At 40.3% G+C, this 22,885-nt stretch carries 13 protein-coding genes and 1 riboswitch; all 13 genes read right to left on the reverse strand.

The features are described from left to right. Positions 1 to 4: 4 nt before the first annotated feature. Positions 5 to 3,286, reverse strand: coding sequence for a non-ribosomal peptide synthetase (locus HG267_RS36245; RefSeq protein WP_045873881.1), 3,282 nt, complete (start codon positions 3,284 to 3,286; stop codon positions 5 to 7). A gap of 69 nt (positions 3,287 to 3,355) precedes the next feature. Then, positions 3,356 to 4,495, reverse strand: coding sequence for an acyltransferase family protein (locus tag HG267_RS36250; protein WP_045873880.1), 1,140 nt, complete (start codon positions 4,493 to 4,495; stop codon positions 3,356 to 3,358). A 190-nt stretch (positions 4,496 to 4,685) separates the two neighbouring features. Continuing rightward, a complete protein-coding gene (locus HG267_RS36255; protein WP_045873879.1) occupies positions 4,686 to 9,587 on the reverse strand; it encodes a type I polyketide synthase in 4,902 nt (1,633 codons plus the stop codon). Between the two features lie 2 nt (positions 9,588 to 9,589). Beyond that, positions 9,590 to 11,566: a non-ribosomal peptide synthetase gene (locus HG267_RS36260; RefSeq protein WP_235623127.1), complete on the reverse strand. Its 1,977-nt coding sequence runs from the start codon at positions 11,564 to 11,566 to the stop codon at positions 9,590 to 9,592. Between the two features lie 1,082 nt (positions 11,567 to 12,648). Continuing rightward, positions 12,649 to 13,770: a sensor histidine kinase gene (locus HG267_RS36265; protein ID WP_045873877.1), complete on the reverse strand. Its 1,122-nt coding sequence runs from the start codon at positions 13,768 to 13,770 to the stop codon at positions 12,649 to 12,651. A 19-nt stretch (positions 13,771 to 13,789) separates the two neighbouring features. Beyond that, a complete protein-coding gene (locus HG267_RS36270) occupies positions 13,790 to 14,206 on the reverse strand; it encodes a hypothetical protein (protein WP_045873876.1) in 417 nt (138 codons plus the stop codon). After that, positions 14,207 to 14,704, reverse strand: coding sequence for a Rab family GTPase (locus tag HG267_RS36275; protein ID WP_045873875.1), 498 nt, complete (start codon positions 14,702 to 14,704; stop codon positions 14,207 to 14,209). Positions 14,705 to 14,706: 2 nt separating this feature from the next. Then, positions 14,707 to 16,620, reverse strand: coding sequence for an OmpA family protein (locus HG267_RS36280; protein WP_052335399.1), 1,914 nt, complete (start codon positions 16,618 to 16,620; stop codon positions 14,707 to 14,709). Positions 16,621 to 16,793: 173 nt separating this feature from the next. After that, the gene (locus tag HG267_RS36285; protein ID WP_045873874.1) at positions 16,794 to 17,402 is read right to left on the reverse strand and encodes a hypothetical protein; all 609 of its coding nucleotides are present in this window, start codon (positions 17,400 to 17,402) and stop codon (positions 16,794 to 16,796) included. A gap of 440 nt (positions 17,403 to 17,842) precedes the next feature. Continuing rightward, positions 17,843 to 19,180 carry an SLC13 family permease gene (locus tag HG267_RS36290; RefSeq protein WP_045873873.1) on the reverse strand — a complete coding sequence of 446 codons (1,338 nt, stop codon included), beginning with the start codon at positions 19,178 to 19,180 and terminating at the stop codon, positions 17,843 to 17,845. 244 nt (positions 19,181 to 19,424) lie between these two features. Further along, positions 19,425 to 20,069: a universal stress protein gene (locus tag HG267_RS36295; RefSeq protein ID WP_045873872.1), complete on the reverse strand. Its 645-nt coding sequence runs from the start codon at positions 20,067 to 20,069 to the stop codon at positions 19,425 to 19,427. Between the two features lie 213 nt (positions 20,070 to 20,282). Continuing rightward, positions 20,283 to 20,417: riboswitch (cyclic di-AMP (ydaO/yuaA leader) on the reverse strand. Positions 20,418 to 20,434: 17 nt separating this feature from the next. Continuing rightward, positions 20,435 to 21,295, reverse strand: coding sequence for an ABC transporter ATP-binding protein (locus tag HG267_RS36300; RefSeq protein WP_045873871.1), 861 nt, complete (start codon positions 21,293 to 21,295; stop codon positions 20,435 to 20,437). A gap of 124 nt (positions 21,296 to 21,419) precedes the next feature. Then, positions 21,420 to 22,862 carry an ABC transporter substrate-binding protein gene (locus HG267_RS36305; RefSeq protein WP_045873870.1) on the reverse strand — a complete coding sequence of 481 codons (1,443 nt, stop codon included), beginning with the start codon at positions 22,860 to 22,862 and terminating at the stop codon, positions 21,420 to 21,422. Positions 22,863 to 22,885: the final 23 nt, after the last annotated feature.

Below are 22,885 nucleotides of genomic sequence, written 5' to 3' on the forward strand. Positions count from 1 at the left end.
AGTATCAAAGCTCACCTTCTTCGTAATCATCTGCTGAATCACTCTCAGCACCTTCAATACCTTGAGTAGCCCAACGCAGAGTTTCTACTCGTTCAGCCAAATCTGCTACCGTGGGTAATTCAAATAAATTGGACATCAAAATTTCTACTTGCAAAGCCTGTCTCAGGCGAGAAATTACTTGAATTCCTAAAAGAGAATATCCGCCCAATTCAAAAAAGTTATCGTAAATCCCAACTCGCTTGACATTTAAAACCTGCGTCCAGATATCTGAAATTTTCTGCTCAATGGGAGTGCGCGGTGCAACATAATTTGCTTCCAATTCTGGACTATAAGCATCAGGCTTTGGCAAGGCGCGGCGATCTACTTTGCCGTTCGCATTCAGAGGTAAAGCTTCTAGTGCCACAAAAATCTTTGGCACCATATACTCAGGCAATTGTTGTTTTAAGAATCTCCGTAACTCTGAAATAATTTGCGAACTATCTTCATTAGTTTCAGCTACAAAATACCCAACTAGCAATTTCTCCCCAGGAGAATCTTCACGCACAATTACTACAGCTTCTTTCACTAGCGGAGATTGTAAAAGTGCAATTTCAATTTCACCCAATTCAATGCGGAAACCACTAACTTTTACCTGGTTATCAATCCGACCGAGGTATTCAATCTCGCCATTGGGCAAATAGCGCGCCAAGTCACCACTCTTATATAAGCGTGATTGAGAATCTGCGCTCAAGGGGTTCGCAATAAATCTCTCAGCAGTTAAATCTGGACGATTGAAATATTCTCGTGCTAAACCATCACCACCAATATACAACTCACCTGTAATGCCAATAGGAACTTGTTGTAAATGGGAGTCCAAAATATAAACTTGGGTATTAGCAATTGGACGACCGATCGGAATAGAAACCCCTGGCTTTAATGGTGCTGTAATTTCATAACAGGAAGTGAAAGTTGTACTTTCTGTTGGCCCGTAACCATTAATTAATTTACAGTTTTCTACCGTATTAAGAAATTTCTGAACATGGGGAACAGATAAAACATCACCACCTGCTAACAGTTGACGCAAGGGTTTTAAAGCCTCAATTTTTTCATCAACTATCAAGTGGAATAAACCTGCTGTCAGCCACAGTGTTGTCACTTGGTATTGCTGAATAATTCCCCCTAATTCATCTAAAGATGGGGTATGAGGAGGGAAGATAACTAATTTGCCACCGTTAAGTAAACACCCCCAAATTTCAAAAGTGGAAGCGTCGAAAGAAACAGGACTAATTTGCAGGAATATTTCTTTTTCGGTGAGACTGACATAGTTAGTTTCTTTAACTAACCTCACTACACCTTGATGAATAACACTAACACCTTTAGGCTGACCTGTAGAACCAGATGTATACATTACATAAGCCAAGTTATGAGGCTTGACATTAGTAATTAAATTCTCTGCTGCTTGTTGGCTGATAGTATGCCAATCTGCATCTAAGCAAATTACATTTGCGTTATGAGTAGGTAGTTTTTCAACTAGTCGTTTTTGGGTGACTAATAATTTAATTTGGGTATCCGCAAGCATGAACGCCAAACGTTCTTGGGGATAACCCGGATCTAAAGGTACATAAGCCCCACCAGCTTTCAGAATACCTAATAGACCTACTATCATTTCTAAAGAGCGTTCCACGCAGATTCCCACCAACACATCTGCGCCTACTCCTAATGTTTGTAGGTATTGTGCTAATTGATTGGCGCGAGTATTTAACTCTTGATAAGTAAGTTGCTGTCCTTGAAATACCAAAGCCACAGCATCAGGGGTACGCGCTACCTGTTCCTCAAATAATTGATGGATGGATTGATCTTGAGGATAGTTGGTTTGAGTTTGGTTCCAAGCTGCTAATAGCTGTTGCTCAACTGCTGGTAAAATTGGCAATTTCGCAATAGTTTGATTGGGATTTGCAACTATACCCTGCAACAAAGTTTCAAACTCTGCCATCCGGCGGTGGATAGTGTCAGCATCAAATAAGTTAGTGTTGTACTGACATTCCAGAGTTAGTTGACCGCGTAATTCTGTAGCATTAATAAATAGCTCAAAGTTCTCAAAGGAGCGAGGGTTAGAGAAAAATTCTACTTCTAAACCACTGAAGGGGAGTTTATCGCTATCTAAACCTTGATCGATATTAAATGTAATCGGAACCAAAGGAATCCGGCTCGAATCCCTTGGAATACTTAATTTTTTAACTAGACTCCCAAAGGTAAATTGTTGATGATCGTAGGCATCTAAAACAGTAGAACGACGACTTTGCAAATATTCGCTGAAAGATTGTGCGCCATTAATTTGGCTACGTAGTGGTAATAAATTTACACAGTGACCTACGAGATTATATTGACCTAAAGCAGCTTGTCCGGCGGCGGGAATACCCACAACCAAGTCATTTTGTCCGGTGATACGGTGTAGCCAAGCCTCAAATCCTGCCAGGATAGTAGTCATAAAACTACAACCAAATTTTGTGCCTAGCTGTTTGAGATCTGCAACTAATTGCGGATTTAATTGCCAATCTTCGCGCGCGGCGTTAAAAGTTCTGATATGTGGGCGAGGGCGATCGCAGGGGAAATCTAGTACAGGTACAGAGTCAGCGAATTGTTCTAACCAGTATTGTTCAGTGGCGATCGCTTCTGGACTATCTACCTCTTCTTCTTGCAAAACAGCATAATCACTGAGGCGATCGCTTTCATCTAATTCGGGAACAATACCTTCTAGCAAGCCAGAATACAGTTTACCTAAATCTGGCATCAGCACCGCCCAAGACCAACCATCACAAATAATATGATGAGCCGTTAAAATCGCTATATGTTCTTGCGGCTGCAATTTGATAATTTGCGCCCGGAATAGGGGGCCATGTTCCAAATCAAAGGGTTTTTCTACTTCTTGTATTCTGATACTAGCTAATTTTTCCTGTTGCTCTTGTGGTTCTAGGCTAGAAATATCAATAATTGGGATTTCAATTTGTAGCGAATCAACAATGCAGAGCGTATTACCATCTGTGCTAAAAGTTGTTCTGAGCGCTTCATGACGTAGCACTAACTCTTGCAGTGCAGATTGGAAAACTGTAACATCAAGTTTACCTTTGAATCGCAGAGATTGGGATTCGTTATAAGCACAATTTGCCGCATCCCCCATTTGCACAGAAGCCCAAATTTCTTTTTGAGATTCAGTAGCAGGAGCAGTTAATAGTAATTCTCCCTCTGCAAATGGGTCAAACTCAACAGCAGTTAATTCAGACTGGAAATTTACAGGTGATAAAGTCATAAAAATCTCTTATTCTCTCAAGCTATTTAATGGTTTTAGATGGATTTTGGTTTAATAAACTGCTGATACTCAATACTGGTTAGCTAAAAGTTTTGACTTTAAATAATGACGCATAGGAACCTCTACAAATTTATATGTTAGTGATGCTACTAATAAAGTAATCATCAAAAATACTCCTAGAGCGAGGAAGTTTTCTAACCTAGTAAAACTTTGCCCAAAAATTTCGTTAAATTCATAAGACCAGACAAATTTAATTATTTCTTGAATAAACCAATGAACCAGATAAACTGAGTAAGATATTGTCCCAAGATAGAGCATTAGCTGTGAATTTAAAAATTTTGATATCATCCCTTTGTTATTGACAGCTACAGCCAAAATAAGTAAAGAAAACCCTGGTAAAATTAGCCAATCATGAAGGCTCCGCCAATGATGCCAGTAATTATGCATAATTAACATTATCCAAGTTATAGCTATGATTGCTAATAAATTGAGATTAAAATACTTTTGATAATGACCTCGACGATAGACTTTGTAAGTGATAATGCCAAGTACACATTCTAGTCCGCATCTAGCTATCGCAGGTACGCCAATAATACTATCTAAATTCCCACGAGTAAAAGTAATTAATAATAATATACCCAAGAGACTAGAAATATACATCAGCAAATCATTTTTATAATTGTTTCTTAATATAAAGAATAATAAAAATGGAAATATACAGTAAATTACAAACTCAACACTAATTGACCAAGCAGGCTCATTCCAATAAGTATTACACCAAAATAGAGGCGGGCAATTGAGGTCAAAGGCTTGGAGAAGAAAAACATTGGCAAACAAGGCTGTTAAGTTAAACTTCCCCGTGAACACAGAATGATGAATTAAACAGGCTTTTAAAATTTCTAATCCAATAAATAAAGACAAAATGAATATATGTAGAGGATAAATTCTGGCAAACCGCGAAAGTAAGTATGAGCGATAGTTAGCTGAATTCAATTTTGCAGAAAAATCTCTAGCATAAACGTGGGTCATGATGAAACCACTCAAGATAAAGAAAAAGTCTACCCACAAATATCCATTATGAAAAAAATTGCTATATGTTGATAATGTGGAACCAATTTTAGGTAATGTGTAGTAAGAGAAATGATGGATAACAACAACTAAAGCTGCAATACCCCGCAGAGAAGTAAGCGAATTAATGTGTTTATACATTGATACTTTTGCTGGGACAATTTTTACAAATTTGTCAAAAGAAATAATTAACTGCCGATAGAAGAGGATGGACGCAGATAAATTTGTATTTCAGTAGATGATGATTTCTAGATTTATGTGATTGATGTTTGGCGCTGCTGAATTGGATGAAACAAATCATTCCGCCAGCAACGCCGATTTTTACAGTACTTTAGGAAACACCGGCGACTTGTAAATATTTCCCAGGACGCTCAGGATCGGGGATATACCAAGAGGGGTTACCTTGCGGATCGCGTCCTAATTTTGCACCAGGCTGGGGAGGACGATTGCGGAGGCTGTTATTGGTAACGACAACTTCATTTTGGCTGCGGGTTGTGACTTCTTCAGCAGGTGTAGCAAAGAAGCCAGCAGCTTGCATTTCAGCAAGACTCTCTTTAAAAGCCGTCATCACGAAAGCCAAATCAGCTTCCGAATGGGCGGTGGTGAGGAAGCAAGGACGGTGATCCCAAATATGTACTCCCTTTTCCCGCATCAAGTAAAAGAACAAATCTCCATATATGAACTCTGGCGCAGGTTTCACCATGAATAGGGAACCGAAATTATAGGCTGTGAAGGGTGCATTTACTTGTTGGAAACATCTCATTATTTCTGCTACAAACTTATCGGTTCTAGCATTGAGATTTTGCTGTAAGCTGGGGCCACTCTGCTTTAAATGTTGCAGTACTGCTTTTGCGGCTGCTAGTGCTAGGGGATGGCGGACGAAAGTACCGGCAAAGTAAGTGACACCAACCTCTGGAACTGAATCATCACCATACTGCCAAAAGCCACCATCGAGAGCATCCATATATTTTGATGTCCCAGCAATGACTCCAATCGGTAGCCCACCGCCGACTATCTTACCGTAGGTGGCAATGTCAGCTTTAATACCGAAGTGAGCTTGTGCGCCACCGGGATGAATTCTAAATCCTGTGACGATTTCATCAAAGATGAGAGCAATATCAGCCTCTTCAGTAAACTCACGCAATTGCTGCAAGAATTCCTTGGGTTGGTATTCTGGGCGGCGGCTTTGTACAGATTCCACCATCACCCCAGCTAATTCATCAGCCCGACTTTTGAGGATTTCTAAAGATTCGGGTGAATCATAATCCAGTACCAAAATATTCTCTACTTTTTCTGGGGGAATACCAGGCGCGGCGGGAATTGACCGCAGTTGCTTGCTACCGCGAACAATGACTTCATCTAAAATGCCGTGATAGGCTCCCGAAAAGATGGCGATTAAGTTACGGCCTGTGATTGTCCGCGCTAACCGCATCGCCCCTAAAACGGCTTCTGAACCTGTGTTACAAAAAGCGGCGCGGTCAAAGTTGGTCAATTCACACATCAACTTTGCGACTTCTCCCACTAAAGGAGTTTGGGGGCCGATTTCCATACCAAGTTTCAGTTGGGCTTCAATTGCTTCGGTAATAAAAGCTGGTGACCAACCAAATAAATTCAAACCAAAACCATTGCTTAAATCAACATATTCGTTACCGTCAATGTCCCAAAGTTTAGAACCTGATGAACGAGATACCACAATTGGGTAAACCATCTCTTTCATCGTGGGGTTGAAGCCAGAAACACTTCTGGGATCTGCCAAGTAACGGCGATGAGATTGGGTATATTCTTTAGATTGTTGCGTCCGTTTTGTATATCGTTGGATAAATTTATCTAGATAAGTGCGTTGTGCGGTTGTCAGAGTTTTCTGGGTTTTTTCAATTCGCGCTGCTGCACCAAATGCCTTTTTAGCACCGTTGGATTCAGCTTCTACTGTTGGTTTTACTTCTTTGGTGGTTTGGGTAGGGGTAACAGATACAGTATTTTGCGGAGTGGATACTGTCGGTACAACTGGCGTTGTTAGGGATAAATTGTTGTTACCCAGTAACGCCAATTGTTGAGTCATGATTTGTAGCTGCTGATTAATCACAGTTTCTAGGAAACTGGATGCAACAACAGGTTGAGCAGCAATTTGTTGCGGTGCAGATACATTTGTTGGGACTTGATGCACTATCGGAGATGTAGTTACAGGTGTCGGTAATGGTGCTTCGGGAGTAGGTTCTGCAACGGTTTCTGTCAAACCAAGCGCGGATACAGTTTCTGGAGACAAACCTTCATTAACTAAGTCAGCCAAGGTTCCTAAATTTGGGCAAACTTCTAGTAACTGTCTGAGTGTTACCTTGACTTTAAATTTTTTCTTTAACGCTAGCCCAACTTGAGTTAAAGATAGGGAATCTAACCCCATTTCTAAAAACGTTGTCGAGTCGTCAAAACCAGCGATTTCTAGTCCAGAGGTTTCTTCGAGAACTTCTTTGAGCAGGGGAATAAGTTTTTGCTTGGGGGATGACATAGTTGCAGGTTTCTCTAAAATTTGGGGATTGGGAGGTTGAGTAGTTTTGGCGCGGTTGGGATGGGGTAGTGGATCAATCCAAAAACGTTGGCGTTCAAAGGGATAAGTCGGAAGCGGGATTCGCTGGCGTGTTTCGTCTTGATAGAAATTGCTCCAGTCGATAGTCACTCCTGCTAACCACAGTTGTCCTACTGCTTTGAGTAATGCATTCCATTCGGCTGCGTTCTCAGCGTTATCAGCCAGAGATGCGATCGCAATTTGTTGTTTGATATCTTTTGCTTGTTGGCGCGCTAGGGTTGCAGTTGTCGCGCGTGGCCCTACCTCCAGCAGTACCCGTTCTGGCTGTTCCCAGAGAGTTTGTACGCCTTCCGCAAATCTCACTGTCTGGAGCAGATGATTTGCCCAATACATTGGATCAGTGGCTTGTTCAGATGTAATCCAGTTAGCGGTAACTGTGGAAACAAAGGGAATTTGAGGCGCGGATAATTTAACTTGTGCAACTACCTCTGCAAAGGGAGCCACAATGCTATCCATCATTGGGGAGTGGAAAGCATGGGAGGTATGGAGATAGCGACAGACAATTTCTTCGCTTTCTAGTTGTTGTTGTAGTGATGCGATCGCCTCTGTAGGGCCTGCAACTACACATAGGGAAGGGCCGTTAATAGCAGCGATCGCTAATTCTGCACTCAATCGCGGCTCTACCTCTTTAGCTGGGAGACGCACTGAAAGCATGGCTCCTCCCGGTAATTCCCACATTAAGCGCCCGCGAGTTGCAACCAACAGCAGCGCATCTTCTAAGCTAAATACACCCGCAATACAGGCGGCGACAAATTCACCAATACTATGCCCAATCATGGCTTGGGGTTTGACTCCCCAACTTTGCCATAGTTGCGCTAGGGCGTATTCAATCACGAATAATGCTGGCTGGGTAAAGAAGGTTTGTTTTAAAGAAATAGCCGCAGTTTCGCGATCGCCTGGCGCGGGATACATGATTTCTCGTAAATCTCTCCCCAGCAAAGGTTTGAGAATTTCCGCACATCGATCTACTACTTCACGAAATATAGGTTCGCGATTGTAGAGATTCAATCCCATATTCACATATTGCGATCCTTGCCCTGGGAACATGAAAGCAACAGGGGGATTACGGATTTCTGTATGACGAGTACTGACTTGATTGGGGTCTAAAGATTGCAGAGAGGCGATCGCATCTGTAATATCGTGACAAACTACATAGCGGCGATAGTTGAAGGCTTTACGTCCACGCTGTAAGGTATAGGCAACATCAGCCAAGTTAACTTCGGCGTTATATTGCAGATGTTGCTGTAAATTGGCGGTTGCAGCATCTAAGGCTGTACTTGTTTTGGCGGAGAGCAACAATAGCTGCTGTGGGCGAGAAGCACCAGAAGATTGAATTTCTGGGGTTTCTTCCAAAACTACATGAGCATTTGTCCCACCCACACCAAAGGAACTCACACCAGCACGGCGCGGAGTTTCACCTTCTGGCCATTCCACTAGTTTGGTATTGACATAGAAGGGGCTATTGGCAAAATCAATCTTGGGGTTGGGGGCTGTAAAATTCAGGCTTGGGGGTAGCTTTTTGTGATACAGCGAGAGCGCAGTTTTAATTAAACCCGTTACCCCAGCGGCTGCTACTAAATGCCCAAGATTGCTTTTGACTGAGCCAATCGCACAAAATTGTTTCGCATCTGTATGGACTCGGAATGCTTGGGTTAAGGCTTCAATTTCAATCGGGTCACCTAGCGGTGTGGCTGTACCGTGCGCTTCAATATAAGAGATAGTTTCGGGGTGAATGTTGGCGTAAGCTTGGGCCATCGCAATGGCTTCGGCTTGTCCATCTACACTGGGAGCCGTAAAGCTTACCTTATCACCACCATCATTATTAATACCCAGCCCCCGAATTACCGCATAAATGCGATCGCCATCTTGCAGTGCATCTTCTAAACGCTTTAGGGCAACTATTCCTGCGCCGTTATTGAACATTGTGCCTTGAGCGTTGACATCGAAGGGGCGACAATGTCCATCACCGGAAAGCATACTGCCTTCTTGAGCTATATAACCGCTATTTTGGGGTGTAGTCATAGATACACCACCAGCTAAAGCCAAATCACATTGATAGTTGCTTAGGGCTTGACAAGCTTGGATAATTGCTACTAATGAAGTAGAGCAAGCAGTATTTACACTGACAGCCGGGCCTTTGAGGTTAAGTTTATACGCCGCACGGGTGGTTAAAAAGTCTTTTTCATTAGCTAGCATCGTTTGGAATTCACCGATGCGATCGACAATTTCCATCCGGCCGCTAATGTTGTTAGCAAAATAAGTATTTTGTCCACAACCAGCGTATAACCCAATCAAACCATCGAAAGACTCTGATTCATAACCAGCATTTTCTAAAGCTTCATACACCAACTCTAGAAAAACTCTGGCTTGGGGGTCCATCACTACAGCTTCTGCGGGATTGATACCAAAGAAAGCTGCATCAAAGGTTTCGCCTCCGGGGATAGTTCCTCTAGCTTTGACGTAGCTAGGATCTTGGCAAAGGTTGGGGTCAATACTGGGATCTAATTCCTCATCTTGAAAAAAAGTTGTTGATTCTACTCCCTCACAGAGATTGCGCCATAATTCATCGACATTTCTAGCGCCAGGAAATTTTCCTACCATGCCAATAATGGCAATACCATCAATAGGATCGTGGTTATCGGATGCTTGCATATTTAAACACCTTGTTGATGATGACGGCGACGAGCATGAGCTGCTTGTTGGCGTTGGGCGCGATTTTGCAGCTTGTCAGAAGATGGTTGGCTGTTCTGTTTGAATTGCAAATACTTTGCTAATGCGCCAATTGTTGAATATTGAAAGAGCTTCACCGCAGGTAATTCAATATTAAGTTCTTGTTGTATCCGCGCTGTAACTTGCAGAATTGAGATGGAAGTTGCTCCCAAATCAAAGAAGTTATCATCTATGCCAACGCGCTCAATTTTCAGCAAATCGCCCAAAATACTTGCTAATTGACGTTCTAAATCGGTTTGCGGAGCAATATAGGCTTGTTCGAGTTGCGGACGTTCTCTACTGGGTACAGGTAATTTATGTCTATCAACTTTGCCGTTTGCAGTTAAAGGTAGTGATTCTAACAAGACAAACGCTGATGGCACCATATAATTAGGTAGTTTTTGTTGTAAAACGCTCCGTAATTGATGGTGTGTATAACTACTGTTCTGGTGCGGCACAATATAAGCAACTAACTGCTTTTCGCCTGTTTCTTGCTGAAGTGCTAAAACCACATTTTCCCGCACGTCAGGATGTTGAGCGATTTCTCTTTCGATTTCACCAAGTTCAATGCGGAAACCACGAATTTTGACTTGATTGTCAATTCTTCCTAAAAATTCGATATTACCATCTGATAAAAACCGCGCTAAATCACCAGTTTTGTAGAGGCGCGTTTGTGAACTACCATCAAAAGAGTGAAAAATAAACTTTTCAGCAGTCAAATCTGGACGGTTGAGATAGCCTCTAGCAAGTCCATCACCAGCAATATACAACTCGCCAACTTCTGCGATCGCAACTTGTTGGAGGTTGTCATCTAAGATATAAACTTGGGTATTGGCAATGGGGCGACCAATGGGGATGGAAGCACCTGGTTGCAATGGTGCTGTGATGCTGTAGCAGCAAGTAAAGGTTGTATTCTCAGTCGGGCCATAACCATTAATTAGCTGACAGTTCTCTACAGTTTGGAGAAACTTCTGGACATGGGGAACTGATAATACATCACCCCCGGCTAAAAGTTGACGCAAAGATTTTAAAGCATCAATTTTTTCATCAACTATGAGATGAAATAAACCAGCCGTCAGCCACAAAGTTGTCACTTGGTTGTGCTGAATAATCTGCCCTAATTCTTCTAAAGATGGTGTGTGAGGAGGAGCAATTACTAATTTTCCACCATTGAGTAAGCAACCCCAAATTTCTAAAGTTGAAGCATCAAAGGAAATCGGCGCAAGTTGCAGAATTACTTCTTTATCTGTTAATTGAAGATAGTTAGTTTCTTTGACTAACCGCACAACACCACGATGAATCACACAAACACCCTTGGGTGTACCTGTGGAACCTGAGGTATACATCACATAAGCCAGGTTTTCGGCAGTGATGTTAGTAGTTAGGTTCTCTTGGCTATTTTGAAAAATTGCATCCCAATTTTTATCTAAGCAAATTACAGATGCATTATGAGGAGGTAATTTAGTAACTAAATCTTTTTGAGTTAATAGTACTGATACATTGGTATCAGACAGCATGAAAGCTAAACGTTCTTGCGGATACGATGGATCTAGAGGTACAAAAGCTCCACCAGCTTTAAGAATGGCGAGTAGCCCTACAACCATTTCTATTGAGCGTTCTACACAAATTCCTACTAAAACTTCTGCACCTACCCCTAATATTTGCAGATATTGTGCTAGTTGATTAGCACGACTATTTAAGTCTTTGTAGGTAATTTGCTGCTCGTTAAAAATTAAGGCTACAGCATCGGGTGTTTTCGCTACTTGCGCTTCAAACAACTGATGAATACAAGCTTGCTTGGGATAATCGGTTTGAGTATGATTCCACTCAATTAGTAATTGCTGTTGTTCTGTTGCTGACAAAATAGGTAATTTTAAGGTGTCTTGTTCTGGGTTAGTTTCAGATAGGGAGATTTGATACACCATTGGTAGTAATGATTTTTACGTAAACCTTAATCTGCTCTTTATACAATTAATCAGGCAATTAAAAGCATGAGATATTCCCACTAATAAAGCTGCAATACCACATAGTGATGTCTGCTTCAGCAGTGTGATTCATAGCATTATTTAATTAGTTATTTTTTAAGTGAGAACTTGAAAGTAAATTAAGTTGGTTAACAATTTATCGGATGTTTAAAAACAGCATGTATTAATGCGTACGTGCTAACTCTAGACTTTAGTTATTTCATTCTGACCTAATTTATAAAAATCATAGTTACTTTCAATACATCTTTATTGAAAATTAAAACTTTAGAGCCAATTTCCTAGGTGAATGTTAAGTCTTTATAGAAAAATTAATCGTTGTTCAAGAAGTGTTGACGTTTTGGGAAATAGTGGCTAGAGGCTCAAAAATCAAGGTTACAGAGGAGAAATGTTGATACTCAGCGCGATCGCCTGTTGATTATATTGACAAAACCGCTCTAAATACTGCGTAAATAATAATACTTATAATTAACGCTTAATATTACGGTTGATAAAATAATTAAAAATATACTCAAAATACAATAAACTTACTGAAGATACTTACTTTTACTATTAGCCTATAGTCCAATACGCTTGGGTTAAGCTCATTAGCGATTGATTTGTCACTTATTAAAGAAGCCAGAAGAATTGGGGGATTCTCCCCCAAACCCCCGATTGGGTGACGGTTGCGTCCCCCAAACCCCCTCCAAAATTATTGTTCTGTTTTTTTGTTGAGTAACTAGTACTCTGGGGCGTAAATAGCGCAAAGTTGGCGGTGTCGGTTTCCGTCCCGCCAAACTTTGTAAGAGAAACAGATCATCTGTAATTGCTAAAAGGCTTGTGGTATAAGTATTCTTTCTTTTGAATTTTGAATTTTGACTTTTGCCTTGTTGTACTAGTTTTTTGGTTTTGTTATCAATTAATTTTCTTAACTGAACTGTATTTGGGTATAGTCAAGAGTTGTGATTCAGTTAGTTTTGAGCAATGGACACAAGGGTTTCCTTCCCCCTGCTTCACAAGGAATGGGATGATTTCAGGCTCTGCTAATTTGGCATTTTTGGTTTTAAGAGGCGGAACCAAAAACGAGAACCACCTTCAGGAAGCGGTAAATAACCAATTTTCCCTCCCCAGCGTTCAACTGTAATGCGACAGAAGTAAAGTCCTAAACCTGCTCTACCAGATCTGCTTTTACCTTGAGAGAATTTTTGAAATAACGTTGGTACAAACTCTGGCTCTACACCTGTACCCCGATCATCGACGGTTACCAGCACCGATTCTGCATCTAGTTGTAAGCCAATTTCCACTGTAGACTGCGGTGGGCTATGGCGGAATGCATTTTCTACCAAATTAGAAATTACCCGATCCAAACGCGAGCGATCGCCTACTACTCTCCAATCGGCGGTAAAATCAACATTGCTGGCTATTTGTAATTGCATATCGTTGAGTGCAAAGCTAGGACTCAACACTTTGATTACCTCTTGTACAGAAGCGAGAACATTGGGTGCTTGTTCGGGATCGAGTGTGAAAGCTTCTAGGGATTGCATTTCAGCCGAGAATGCATTCAATATTTCCCGAATCAGCATTTCTTGTTTAATAGTCTGCTGTCTGCCAACTTCTAAATGTTCTTTTCCTTTAGGTGTTAAGTTTTCAAATTCCAGCAGAGCCAAGCAACAATTAATACTACTTAATTGTCCTGCTATATCATGGATAATACAGTGAATTAATACTTCTTTTTTCTGATTATCTTTTAATAATTGCTGATAAACTAATTGGTTTTCTCTAGCTTTTTGGATAATAGATTGTTTTTCGTAAAAAGAATTATCTAATAATTCAATTAATAAAAGTTTTCTGTTATTTAAGCAAATCGCTGAAGCTTCAAAATGATATTCCTTACCAGATAGGGAGCGGTCTGTCCAGAAGCCGGAAGTGAGTTTAGTAGTGCTATTATTTTGCCAAAATTCTTCGGCATCAATCACAAAGTTTTCTAAAAAGGGAAACTGTTCTTCTGGGATTAATACCTCCATCCCTGATGTAATTTTGGGATGGCAAAAATGTCTTAACCAATTGGGTACTGTTCCAGTAACTTTAAATGTACCGAAATTAATTCGCTCTAACACTAAAATATTTAAGGCTGCAAATAGGTCTGCTGTGATAGAGTCATTCATGAGTTTATGCCGCCATAAATTAATTTTGATTTGATTCTTGCTGGAAAATTTTGATTAATTTTTCTTGTAATAAGCTGAATTCATTGGCTTGCTGTTGCACAAGTGATTTATGACTTTCATCGCGAGTAGCATCTAACATTAATATCCAATCACCTTCCTTGGAGGGGAAGAGATGGACATCTGCACAGATACCATATTCAGTTTTCATACGGGGGAGAAATAGAGGAAAATCATCTAATGGTAATAGTCCTTCCAGAAAAAAAACCTGTTCTGTAATATGCTCACCTGCTTGTAGGTTACTAACTCCATATGCTGCCAATTTCCCCCCCCACGCAGACAAGCAACCATCTTTTTTAACTAATAGATAAGCAAGAGAGAGTTCTTCGATAATAAAAGTCAGAAGATAAGCAATCACAGGCGTGGGGATATCTAACATTTATTCATCCATTATTTTTTCAGCAAGAGTTTGAAAAACTTCTGCTACACCCAAACCATTTTTAGCACTTGTTTTTATGACAGTCCAACCTTTGAGCTGCACTGCATCGATTTCTACAGGGTCGATTTCCCATTCATCTGTTAAATCCCATTTGTTAAGTATCATAATAAAAGGAACCTTGCCAATTGTTTCTTCTACTCTTGTTTGCAAGTCAAATGCTTTTTCTAAAGTATTTCTCCGGGTACCATCAACTACTAATAAATAACCAGATGAACCCCGTAAATAGGACATTCTTACTTTTTGAAATTCATCTTCTCCATACAGATCCCAAAGTATTAAATTAATAGTTTTATCTTGAATATTCAGTGTTTTCTTATCAATTTTTACTCCTACAGTAGTATGATATTTTTCTGAAAAAATACTACTTACAAACCTAGATACTAAACTAGTCTTACCTGTGGCAAATGCACCAACCATGCAAATCTTTTTCTGGAGCATAATTATTGAAGTTGCTTCAGCTTAGAGGTGTCGGTTATCAATACTCTGAAGGTAACTCTCCGGTTACCTGCTGGTGCTAATTCTGGTTGTGAAGGGAGAGCAGTATCACCTAAACCTTCAGTTTTCAATTGGCTAGGATTGATACCTTGGGCAGTTAGCTCGGCAAGAATTTTATTAGCCCGGGCTTGGCTGAGTAAATTATTGATTTGTTCTGTACCCGTGGTACTTGTGTGTCCAGAAATTTGCAAACTCACGTTTTTATTCAGAGATTGAGCAATATCTAAAAGTTGATTAATTTTGATTGCTAAATTAGGAAGTTTATTCACTTCACCTGCAATCAACTCAGTTGTGCCTTCAGAAAAAAAGAGCATTTCTTGTTCTAGTTGCTGTTTATATGAATTTAATTGAACCAGGGCAATGTCCTGAAGATTGTTGTCATTAAATTGAGTTACCCCGGGAATAAAACGCCATAAATTCTTTGCTTGAGAAATCCATTGGCGGGGTGCTGCACCAGTGGCGTTAAGAATGCCATTCTCGTCAACTTTTAGGGTTACGGTTTTTGGCGGTTGCAGCAATTTCTCCGATCTGAGGGTAATCAATTGTGGGTCTAATGATATATAAGGTTGCCACTGAGCAATTACGCTTTTTGGATTGATATTTGCTTGCTGTATCAGTTTTTTAGGATCTACAGCTAAGGGATCGCGCATTCCGGAAATAAAATGTTTTCCCTGACGCTGTTCTGTATTCACTACAACGATTCCTGGTTGGGACTCCAGCTTTTGTACATAGGAATGCCAGCGAAATTGCTCTCGGATGGTAACAAAGCCCCAAATACCACAAGCGATCGCAATCGTACTTAAAAATCCCCAGGCATAAGTATAATTTCTTTTCAGTGGTAATTTATAGCCTTCGGCTAGACAAGCTTCTAAATAAGGTTTACTGGTAATAAATGGCTCTGTATCCCCAACGAAATCATTCATTTCGCTGCTTAATCGCAGATGAATTTTCTCGAGGGCATCTTTGAGGGTTAACCTGAATTCTTGGGGAGGCTTCCCCCGAATAATTGCAGCTAGTACTGCTTGTGGCCCTTCTTCAATCCAAATGGTGAGTTCGCCAAACTGCAAAGATTGCAGTCCATCTTCTGTGCCTACACTGAAAGAATCTCTAACAAAATCCTGAATAGCTGTCAACATTGCTGAAACTAAATCAGGATCTTGAGTTGTTACCTGGGGTGCTATCAGGTGTTGCAGCAATAATCCAGTGTTTCTATGAATTAAAAATACTTGTTCTACTCGATAAATCAGTGTGCGGAGGAGAATTATTTCCGCGAATGATTTCCCGGTCTTTTTTGCTTCTAGTCGCCACTGCAAACTTTGTGGTGACAAGCTATGTTCTAAAGTTTGATTTAAAGATTGCAGCATCTCTTCCAAAGCTGTAGAAATCGCTTTGCGAGTTGCGGGGCCAATAATCGGAAAAAAAGTTTCCGAGAGTCTATTTTGGTCTTGTTGAATTGAGTTTTGGAGTGCTGTTTCTACAGTAGTTACTATAGCTTCACCTAATTGTTTATCCTGTTTAGAGCGTAAAACTACAGCTTCTGGTAGCAGACGACTAATATCTTCTGCTTGAATTTGAGGATTCTCTAATCTCTCATATAGTTTATTGAGCGCAGTTGGCTCAACACCAAGAAGCAAACTGCGGAGGATATTTAATTCATCATTGTTTTGTAAATGATGATTATTTACAGGTGAATTAATAGCAACAGTATGAGTATAAGAGTTAGCGGAATCATTTTCTGAAATAGATGATTGGGGTTCTTTTAGAGCAATGGCAGGGTTAATAGCTATGCTAATTTGGCTACCATTACTCAAAGTTTTCAGGGATTCTTTAGCTATTTCATCCGTAGATTTATTACTCATTGCTAAAATTTCCTGATATATAAGCAATACTAAATTTCAGCGCGTTTAACTGTGGCGATTTAACTGTTGTAATGCTTGCCATGAAGCAGTTTCGACCTTTTAAATTTTCAATTTATAAATTTACGTGCTGTAGCACAAATTGAGAATACAATCAGCGTAGCTGGCGAATTTAATTAAGACTTAATATCAGAGTTCAACCTTACAGCTAGTTCTGTAAACAAAGATGCGAGTTTGGAACGGTCTGCTTTATCTCTCCGTAGTTCTTGAGATTCTCTTTCTAATAAAGTCAGGATTTCTTGATACTTCTGCCGAATATCATCTTGTAAGCTATTGGCTTGGTTAAGTATTTGTTCGCGGAGTTCTCGTTGACTATTACTAGTTTGTTCGTCCAATTGGGCAAACTTTTTTTCTAAATTAATGGTGAGGGTTTTCTGTTCTTCAGCAAGCGCTTTAGCTCCTGCATCTCTGTCTATTTGCTCATTTTTCAAGCGCTCTGTTAAAGAATCAACCTCTTTTTTAATATATGATTCTAAGTAATCTAGGCGTTTTTTTGTTTCATCTCGGACATTATTCAATTCTTTAACCAGACGGTCTTCTAAGCGGGTAAATCTTTTTTCAACTTCCCTTACCTGGTTACCAAAAAGAATATCCCTAACTCTATCTAAGCTGTTAAGTTCGGCGAGGCTTGTCCCATTTGATTGTAGTTTATTGATGTCAGAAATTGACCCCCCTTGCCCTGGCTCTCGGGAATTACTATTGGTATATTCTTCTGGCGGGTTCATGGTTTTAATCCTTTTTGAAAGTAGAATTAATTGGGCTTTATAGTTGTTGTACCAGATCTAGCGCCCCAAATATCTCTATGTTGGGTAGAATCTTTGAATACAATCAGCAAAAGCATCTATCCCCAGATATAAATTTATCTGCAGTAGAGATTGTTATTGAGAGTAAATCTTACCCCCATCAAAGGATACCATTACTGAATCAGGGGTCATACCCTACAAACTGCGATGTGATGAGTAGTTAGAGAATGTAGAGTAGGTCATGATTACTGGGAATAAGCTGGCGATCGCAAGCAATCATAGAAACAGACATTGATGATTGCAGAAAGCAAAGAAAAAATTAAATATTTAACTTCATTAAGTTGTTAGGTAGGCACTAGTAATGAATAGAGCGTCAGTGTTGTCATACTTGAGCATGGGTGCTTGACTTACTCCACACTGTACTAGAGTAAAAAGCGAAACAGCACATACAACGCCGAAGCTACTAGTTGTAATAGCATCACCGGAATCCCGTAGTGTAGAAAAGTTTTAAAAGAGATGCGCCTTCCATGCTGCTCAGAAATACCTGCAGCGACGATATTAGAAGATGCTCCCACTAATGTGCCATTACCGCCCAAGGTTGCACCAAACATCATGGCGTAAAACAGTGGTAATACTTCTGGAGGAAATTGTCCTTGGAAGTCGGCTGCTAAAACTGCGGCTGGTGCTAATCCCACGTTGACAAGATATTGTTTCAGCAAGGGTACCATTGCTACCACTAACGGAATATTAGGCACAATGCTAGATAAGATACCCACAAAAAATACTAAAGCTAGCGAACCTAAGACAATATTTTTTCCTAAGACTATTGCTAATATTCCTGATAAACCATTGATTACCCCAGTTTTTTCTAGCCCGCCAATCAGCACAAAGATACTCATAAAGAATATCAATGTGCTCCAATCGACATCTCGTAATATGTTGTTAACTGAATCAATTTTACTGTGGTGAGATAGCAGTAAAGCTAAAGCTGCTCCTAATAAAGCAACAGCAGCAGGGGAAATAGGAACAGGTAGAGATTCGCCAATAACAAAAAATAACAGGACAAAAGCAATAATTAATGTACCCACAGCGAGAACCCGTGGATGATTAATTTCTGGATGTGGTAGTTGTTCAAGATTTTCTAATTTTGTCCGCCAAATTTTGCGAAATAAAAATGGTAATGTAGCTGTTACTGCGGCAACGGCAATAACTCCACCTAAACTTAGTTTCAACAAATAATCTGTAAAACTAATATTAATTGCATCACCAACAATAAATGTCGCTGGATCGCCCACCAATGTCAGTAGTCCAGCACTATTAGCAACAAATACCATTAAAATCAATAAAGGTACAAAATTTATGCCTATTTCTTGCGCCATAGGTGGGATTAAAGGCGCTAGTAACATCACTGTTGTCGCATTGGGTAAAACTGCACAAATAGGCGTAGTAATTCCCACAATTCCTAGTAAGAGACGCTTACCATCACCTTTAGCTAATAGCACCATTTGTGTAGCTAAGTAATCAAATATCTTGGTAGGCTCAAATGCTCTTACTAGTACCATCACACCAAAAAATAAACCCAGTGTGCCATGACTATTACCGATGTAACCAACAGCTTCTTGTAAAGTCATGACGTTGGTAAAAACTAGTAATAATGCTCCTAAAAATGCAGCAATGGTGAGATGTACCCATTCTGTCATGATTAAGACAATGACAGTGATAAAAGTAATGATGCTGAGGATTGCTTGCCAATTTTCCACGCTTTCCCTCTCCTAGTCTAATTATTTGCATAATAATGAAAAAAGCCACCTAAGTATAGGTGGCTTCTGGAGTTAGCATTCCTAACTTGATTTGTGAATTACTCCTAAAGGCTGGGAACACAATAAATAGAAAAGGGAACGAAAAAGAAGCGAATTAGACGGAATGTGGAGTTTTTCAGCAATCAAATCGGAATGTGAGACATCTTAAATTAAATGAAGAGAAACTGAACTCTATAGCCCTTGTTTAATCTTCAATACCACTGGGGATACCTAAAACAGCACAGGGGAAATCGGAACCTAATGCCCGAATAATAGGATGCTCGACAGATCTACAACCGATAAATAGAATATCAGCATTTTCTAATTCCACAACTTTTTTTAGTTCGGTAGCAATTGAACCAAACCGCAAATGTGATTTAAAGGAACCTTGCCATTCCTCTGCTAAACTACGTGCTTGCCATAAAATTTGGTCTGCTTGTTGGATCACAGCTAAGGATTTTTCTTGTAAATTTGGTGCAATAACTGTTAGTTTTGGTTGAGTTAAAACGGGTGTGACGGATTTAGATACATTGCTTGTAGGACACTCTAAAGGAGTGAGATTTCTACTAAAGCTAGAGATATCTGTATATTGACTCTTTTGTTTGTCTGCTACCACATAGACAGCTTGAACTGTGACTTGGGTATTTGTAGCCAAGCGCGTTTGATGGGCAATCCAAAAGGCAATATCTAATGCAGTATGACTTTTGGGAGATGCATCATAAGCGACAATTAAGTTGACTGGTTTTGTAGTAGAACCTTGTATAGAAGAGTTTTTTTCAGGTTCTGGTAACAAGACCATTTGTTCAATTAAGTCGTCTCGACCTATAGTGCTTTGTAGGCGCACTAACATTGGCTTGATTTTCACAGCTTAACTTCTCTCCCATAAAACAAATTACTAATGAGAAGCAGGGTAACCAACTTTGTCTTTTGTCATTTGTCCTTAGTCCTTAGTCATTTGTTCAAATTTCTTACCAATGACGAATGACTAATGACGAATGACTAATAAATAAAATCGGTAAAAGAAACCCCAATAACAACTGGTCTAAAAGCCAAAGTTCTTGGCGGTTCCTTCCACTGCCGACGGAGTTAGCTGACGGGCTAAGACTGGAAGGTGTCTCTCATAAAGATTAGCCCCAAACATTGGTTCCTCCGCTTCAAATCCAAAAAATGACGAATTTGAATTAGGCTACCCACTATTAAGAATGATAATCTAATTTATTCGTCTTGGCTAAAATAACGGTCAAGAAAATTCAGGGCGTGGTTACGAAGTTCAAAATATTCTTTTGAGTTTCGCATGGCAGAGCGAGCTTCCTTCGGAAGAGCTTCGCTAACGCGTGGATGGGAAAAAGGCACCTCTAATATTTCTCCGATTGTCGCCGCCGGGCCATTAGTCATTAATACGATGCGATCTGACATATAAATCGCCTCATCGACATCGTGAGTAATCATCATTACGGCTTGGCGATGATTTTCCCAAATATCCAATACTTGCCGCTGCAATTTACCTCTAGTTAACGCATCTAAGGCACCAAAAGGCTCATCCATCAGCAACATTTTTGGGCGAATTGCTAAAGCTCTAGCAATACCCACACGCTGTTTCATTCCTCCTGAAATTTCATCAGGATATTTATCAGCTGCAGCTGTTAAGTTTACCATTGCTAAGTGTTCGTTCACAATGCTAATTTTCTCAGCACGAGTGGCATTTTTTAACACTTCATCTACTGCTAAACGCACATTTTCTCGTACTGTTAACCAAGGTAAAAGCGAATAATTTTGAAATACCATCATCCTTTCTGCCCCTGGCTGACGAATTTCTTTGCCATCTAGCCTTACTGAGCCGGAGGTAGCTTTTTCTAATCCCGCTACAATTTTTAACAATGTAGATTTTCCACAACCAGAGTGACCAATTACAGAAATATATTCATCTTCACCAATCGAAAGATTAACACCATCTAAAACGACAAAATTTCCTTTATCTGGTGTGGGATAAGACTTGACTAAATTCTCAATTTCTAGGAAACCATTGCGGGGCATAACCTGGTTATGAGTATTGATAGGTACTGAGGTAGATTTCATGCTCAAATGCTCCGGAAAATATTTAGTCGTGAGTCAATATTGCTACTGGGAAATAGGGAACAGAGAAGAGGTGAAGAAGTATTTTGATTTTTTATTTAGCTATTTGATGAACAATACTGAGAAATTAAGACATGAAAAAACGCATAGGAGATTTAGCCCTAATTTCAAAACTATTTAAATAGCCCACGGGATCACTAGGGTCAAAAGCTTTTTTATCGATGAATACTTCTTTTGATTCCACTTTGTAATCATCTTTGGGGCATTCAATACCCATTTCTGCAGCTATCTCGCGGTAAAGGTCGGTTCGCCAACCTTTTTCGGCTAATTGTTCAGCATTTTTAGGAAATTCTTTAATTTGTCCCCAACGCGCTGCTTGTGTCATTAACCAGATACTTCTGGATCTCCATAAAAATGTTGAGTGTTCTCCGGGCTGTTTGGGAAGATTGTCAGGAATATCGAAGAAAATAGTATTATCAGCAGCTTGAATGGTGCGATCTTTGCCATCAAATCCACCATAGTTGTAATTGCCTAAAATTGCTGGCCCTGTAAATTTGGTAATTAGGGCACCTGGTTTTTTAGGTTTTGCACCAGTGAAGGAGCGATCTGTAATTAGTTCGGCAACTTCTTGGCGGTTTTCTGGTTTGCTGCAATACTGACAGGCTTCAATCATCGCCTTGACTAAGGAACGATAGGTTTTGGGATAGTCTTCGATGAAAGATTGCATCACTCCCAATAGTCGATCTGGGTGTCCTAACCAGACTTCTTTACCTTGGGCGAAGGTAAAACCAACGCCTTCGTTACCTGTAATCGCTCTAGTATTCCAAGGTTCAGCAACCATGTAGGCTTGCATCGCGGCAATCCGCACGTTAGTTACCATCTGGGGGGGTGGCACGATGATGACGCGAAACTCTTTGAGGGGGTCAACTCCAGCAGCGGCGGAGATGTAACGCACAAAGTATTCGTAGATGGCAGAACTTAAAACTACTGCCCAAACTTTGTTTTCTGGGGGTTGGTTGTCAAAGTAATTGCGAAAATCTCTGCCGAAGGCTTCTAAAGCACCATCGCCATATTTTTCTTGGTATTCATACCAAGGACGCAGCCCAAAATCCCACATGGCTTTGTTCATCGTCATGGCGTTACCGTGGCGGTGAATTGTCATGGCGGCACATAATTTGGCATGGCGTGCGCCTTCCGCACCAATTCTGGCGTTGGTAACTGCACCAGAGACGACAGGTGCAGCATCCAATCGACCAAATATTAAGCCATCGCGGGAAGTTGCCCAACTAGCTTCGCGGTTGAGTTTGACGTTTAAACCATATTTACGGAACAAGCCTTTTTTCCAGGCGATCGCAAATGGTGCACAATCATTTACAGGTACGTAGCCAACAGTAATATCCGGTTTTTCTAAGTCTTGGGATCTAACTACTGGTTTTATGGCTAAAGCTTCTTCGGTGAGTCCTTTAGCACCAGTATTACCTTTGATGGCACAGGAGGACAACGCCATTCCAGCAGTTGTTGCTCCCATTCCTATGAGAAATTCTCTTCTAGTCCAGTTATTATTAGCCATTTATGTGGCTCCAGCAGAATCAT

The sequence above is a fragment of the Tolypothrix sp. PCC 7601 genome (assembly GCF_025677855.1).
Lineage (GTDB): Bacteria > Cyanobacteriota > Cyanobacteriia > Cyanobacteriales > Nostocaceae > Aulosira > Aulosira diplosiphon.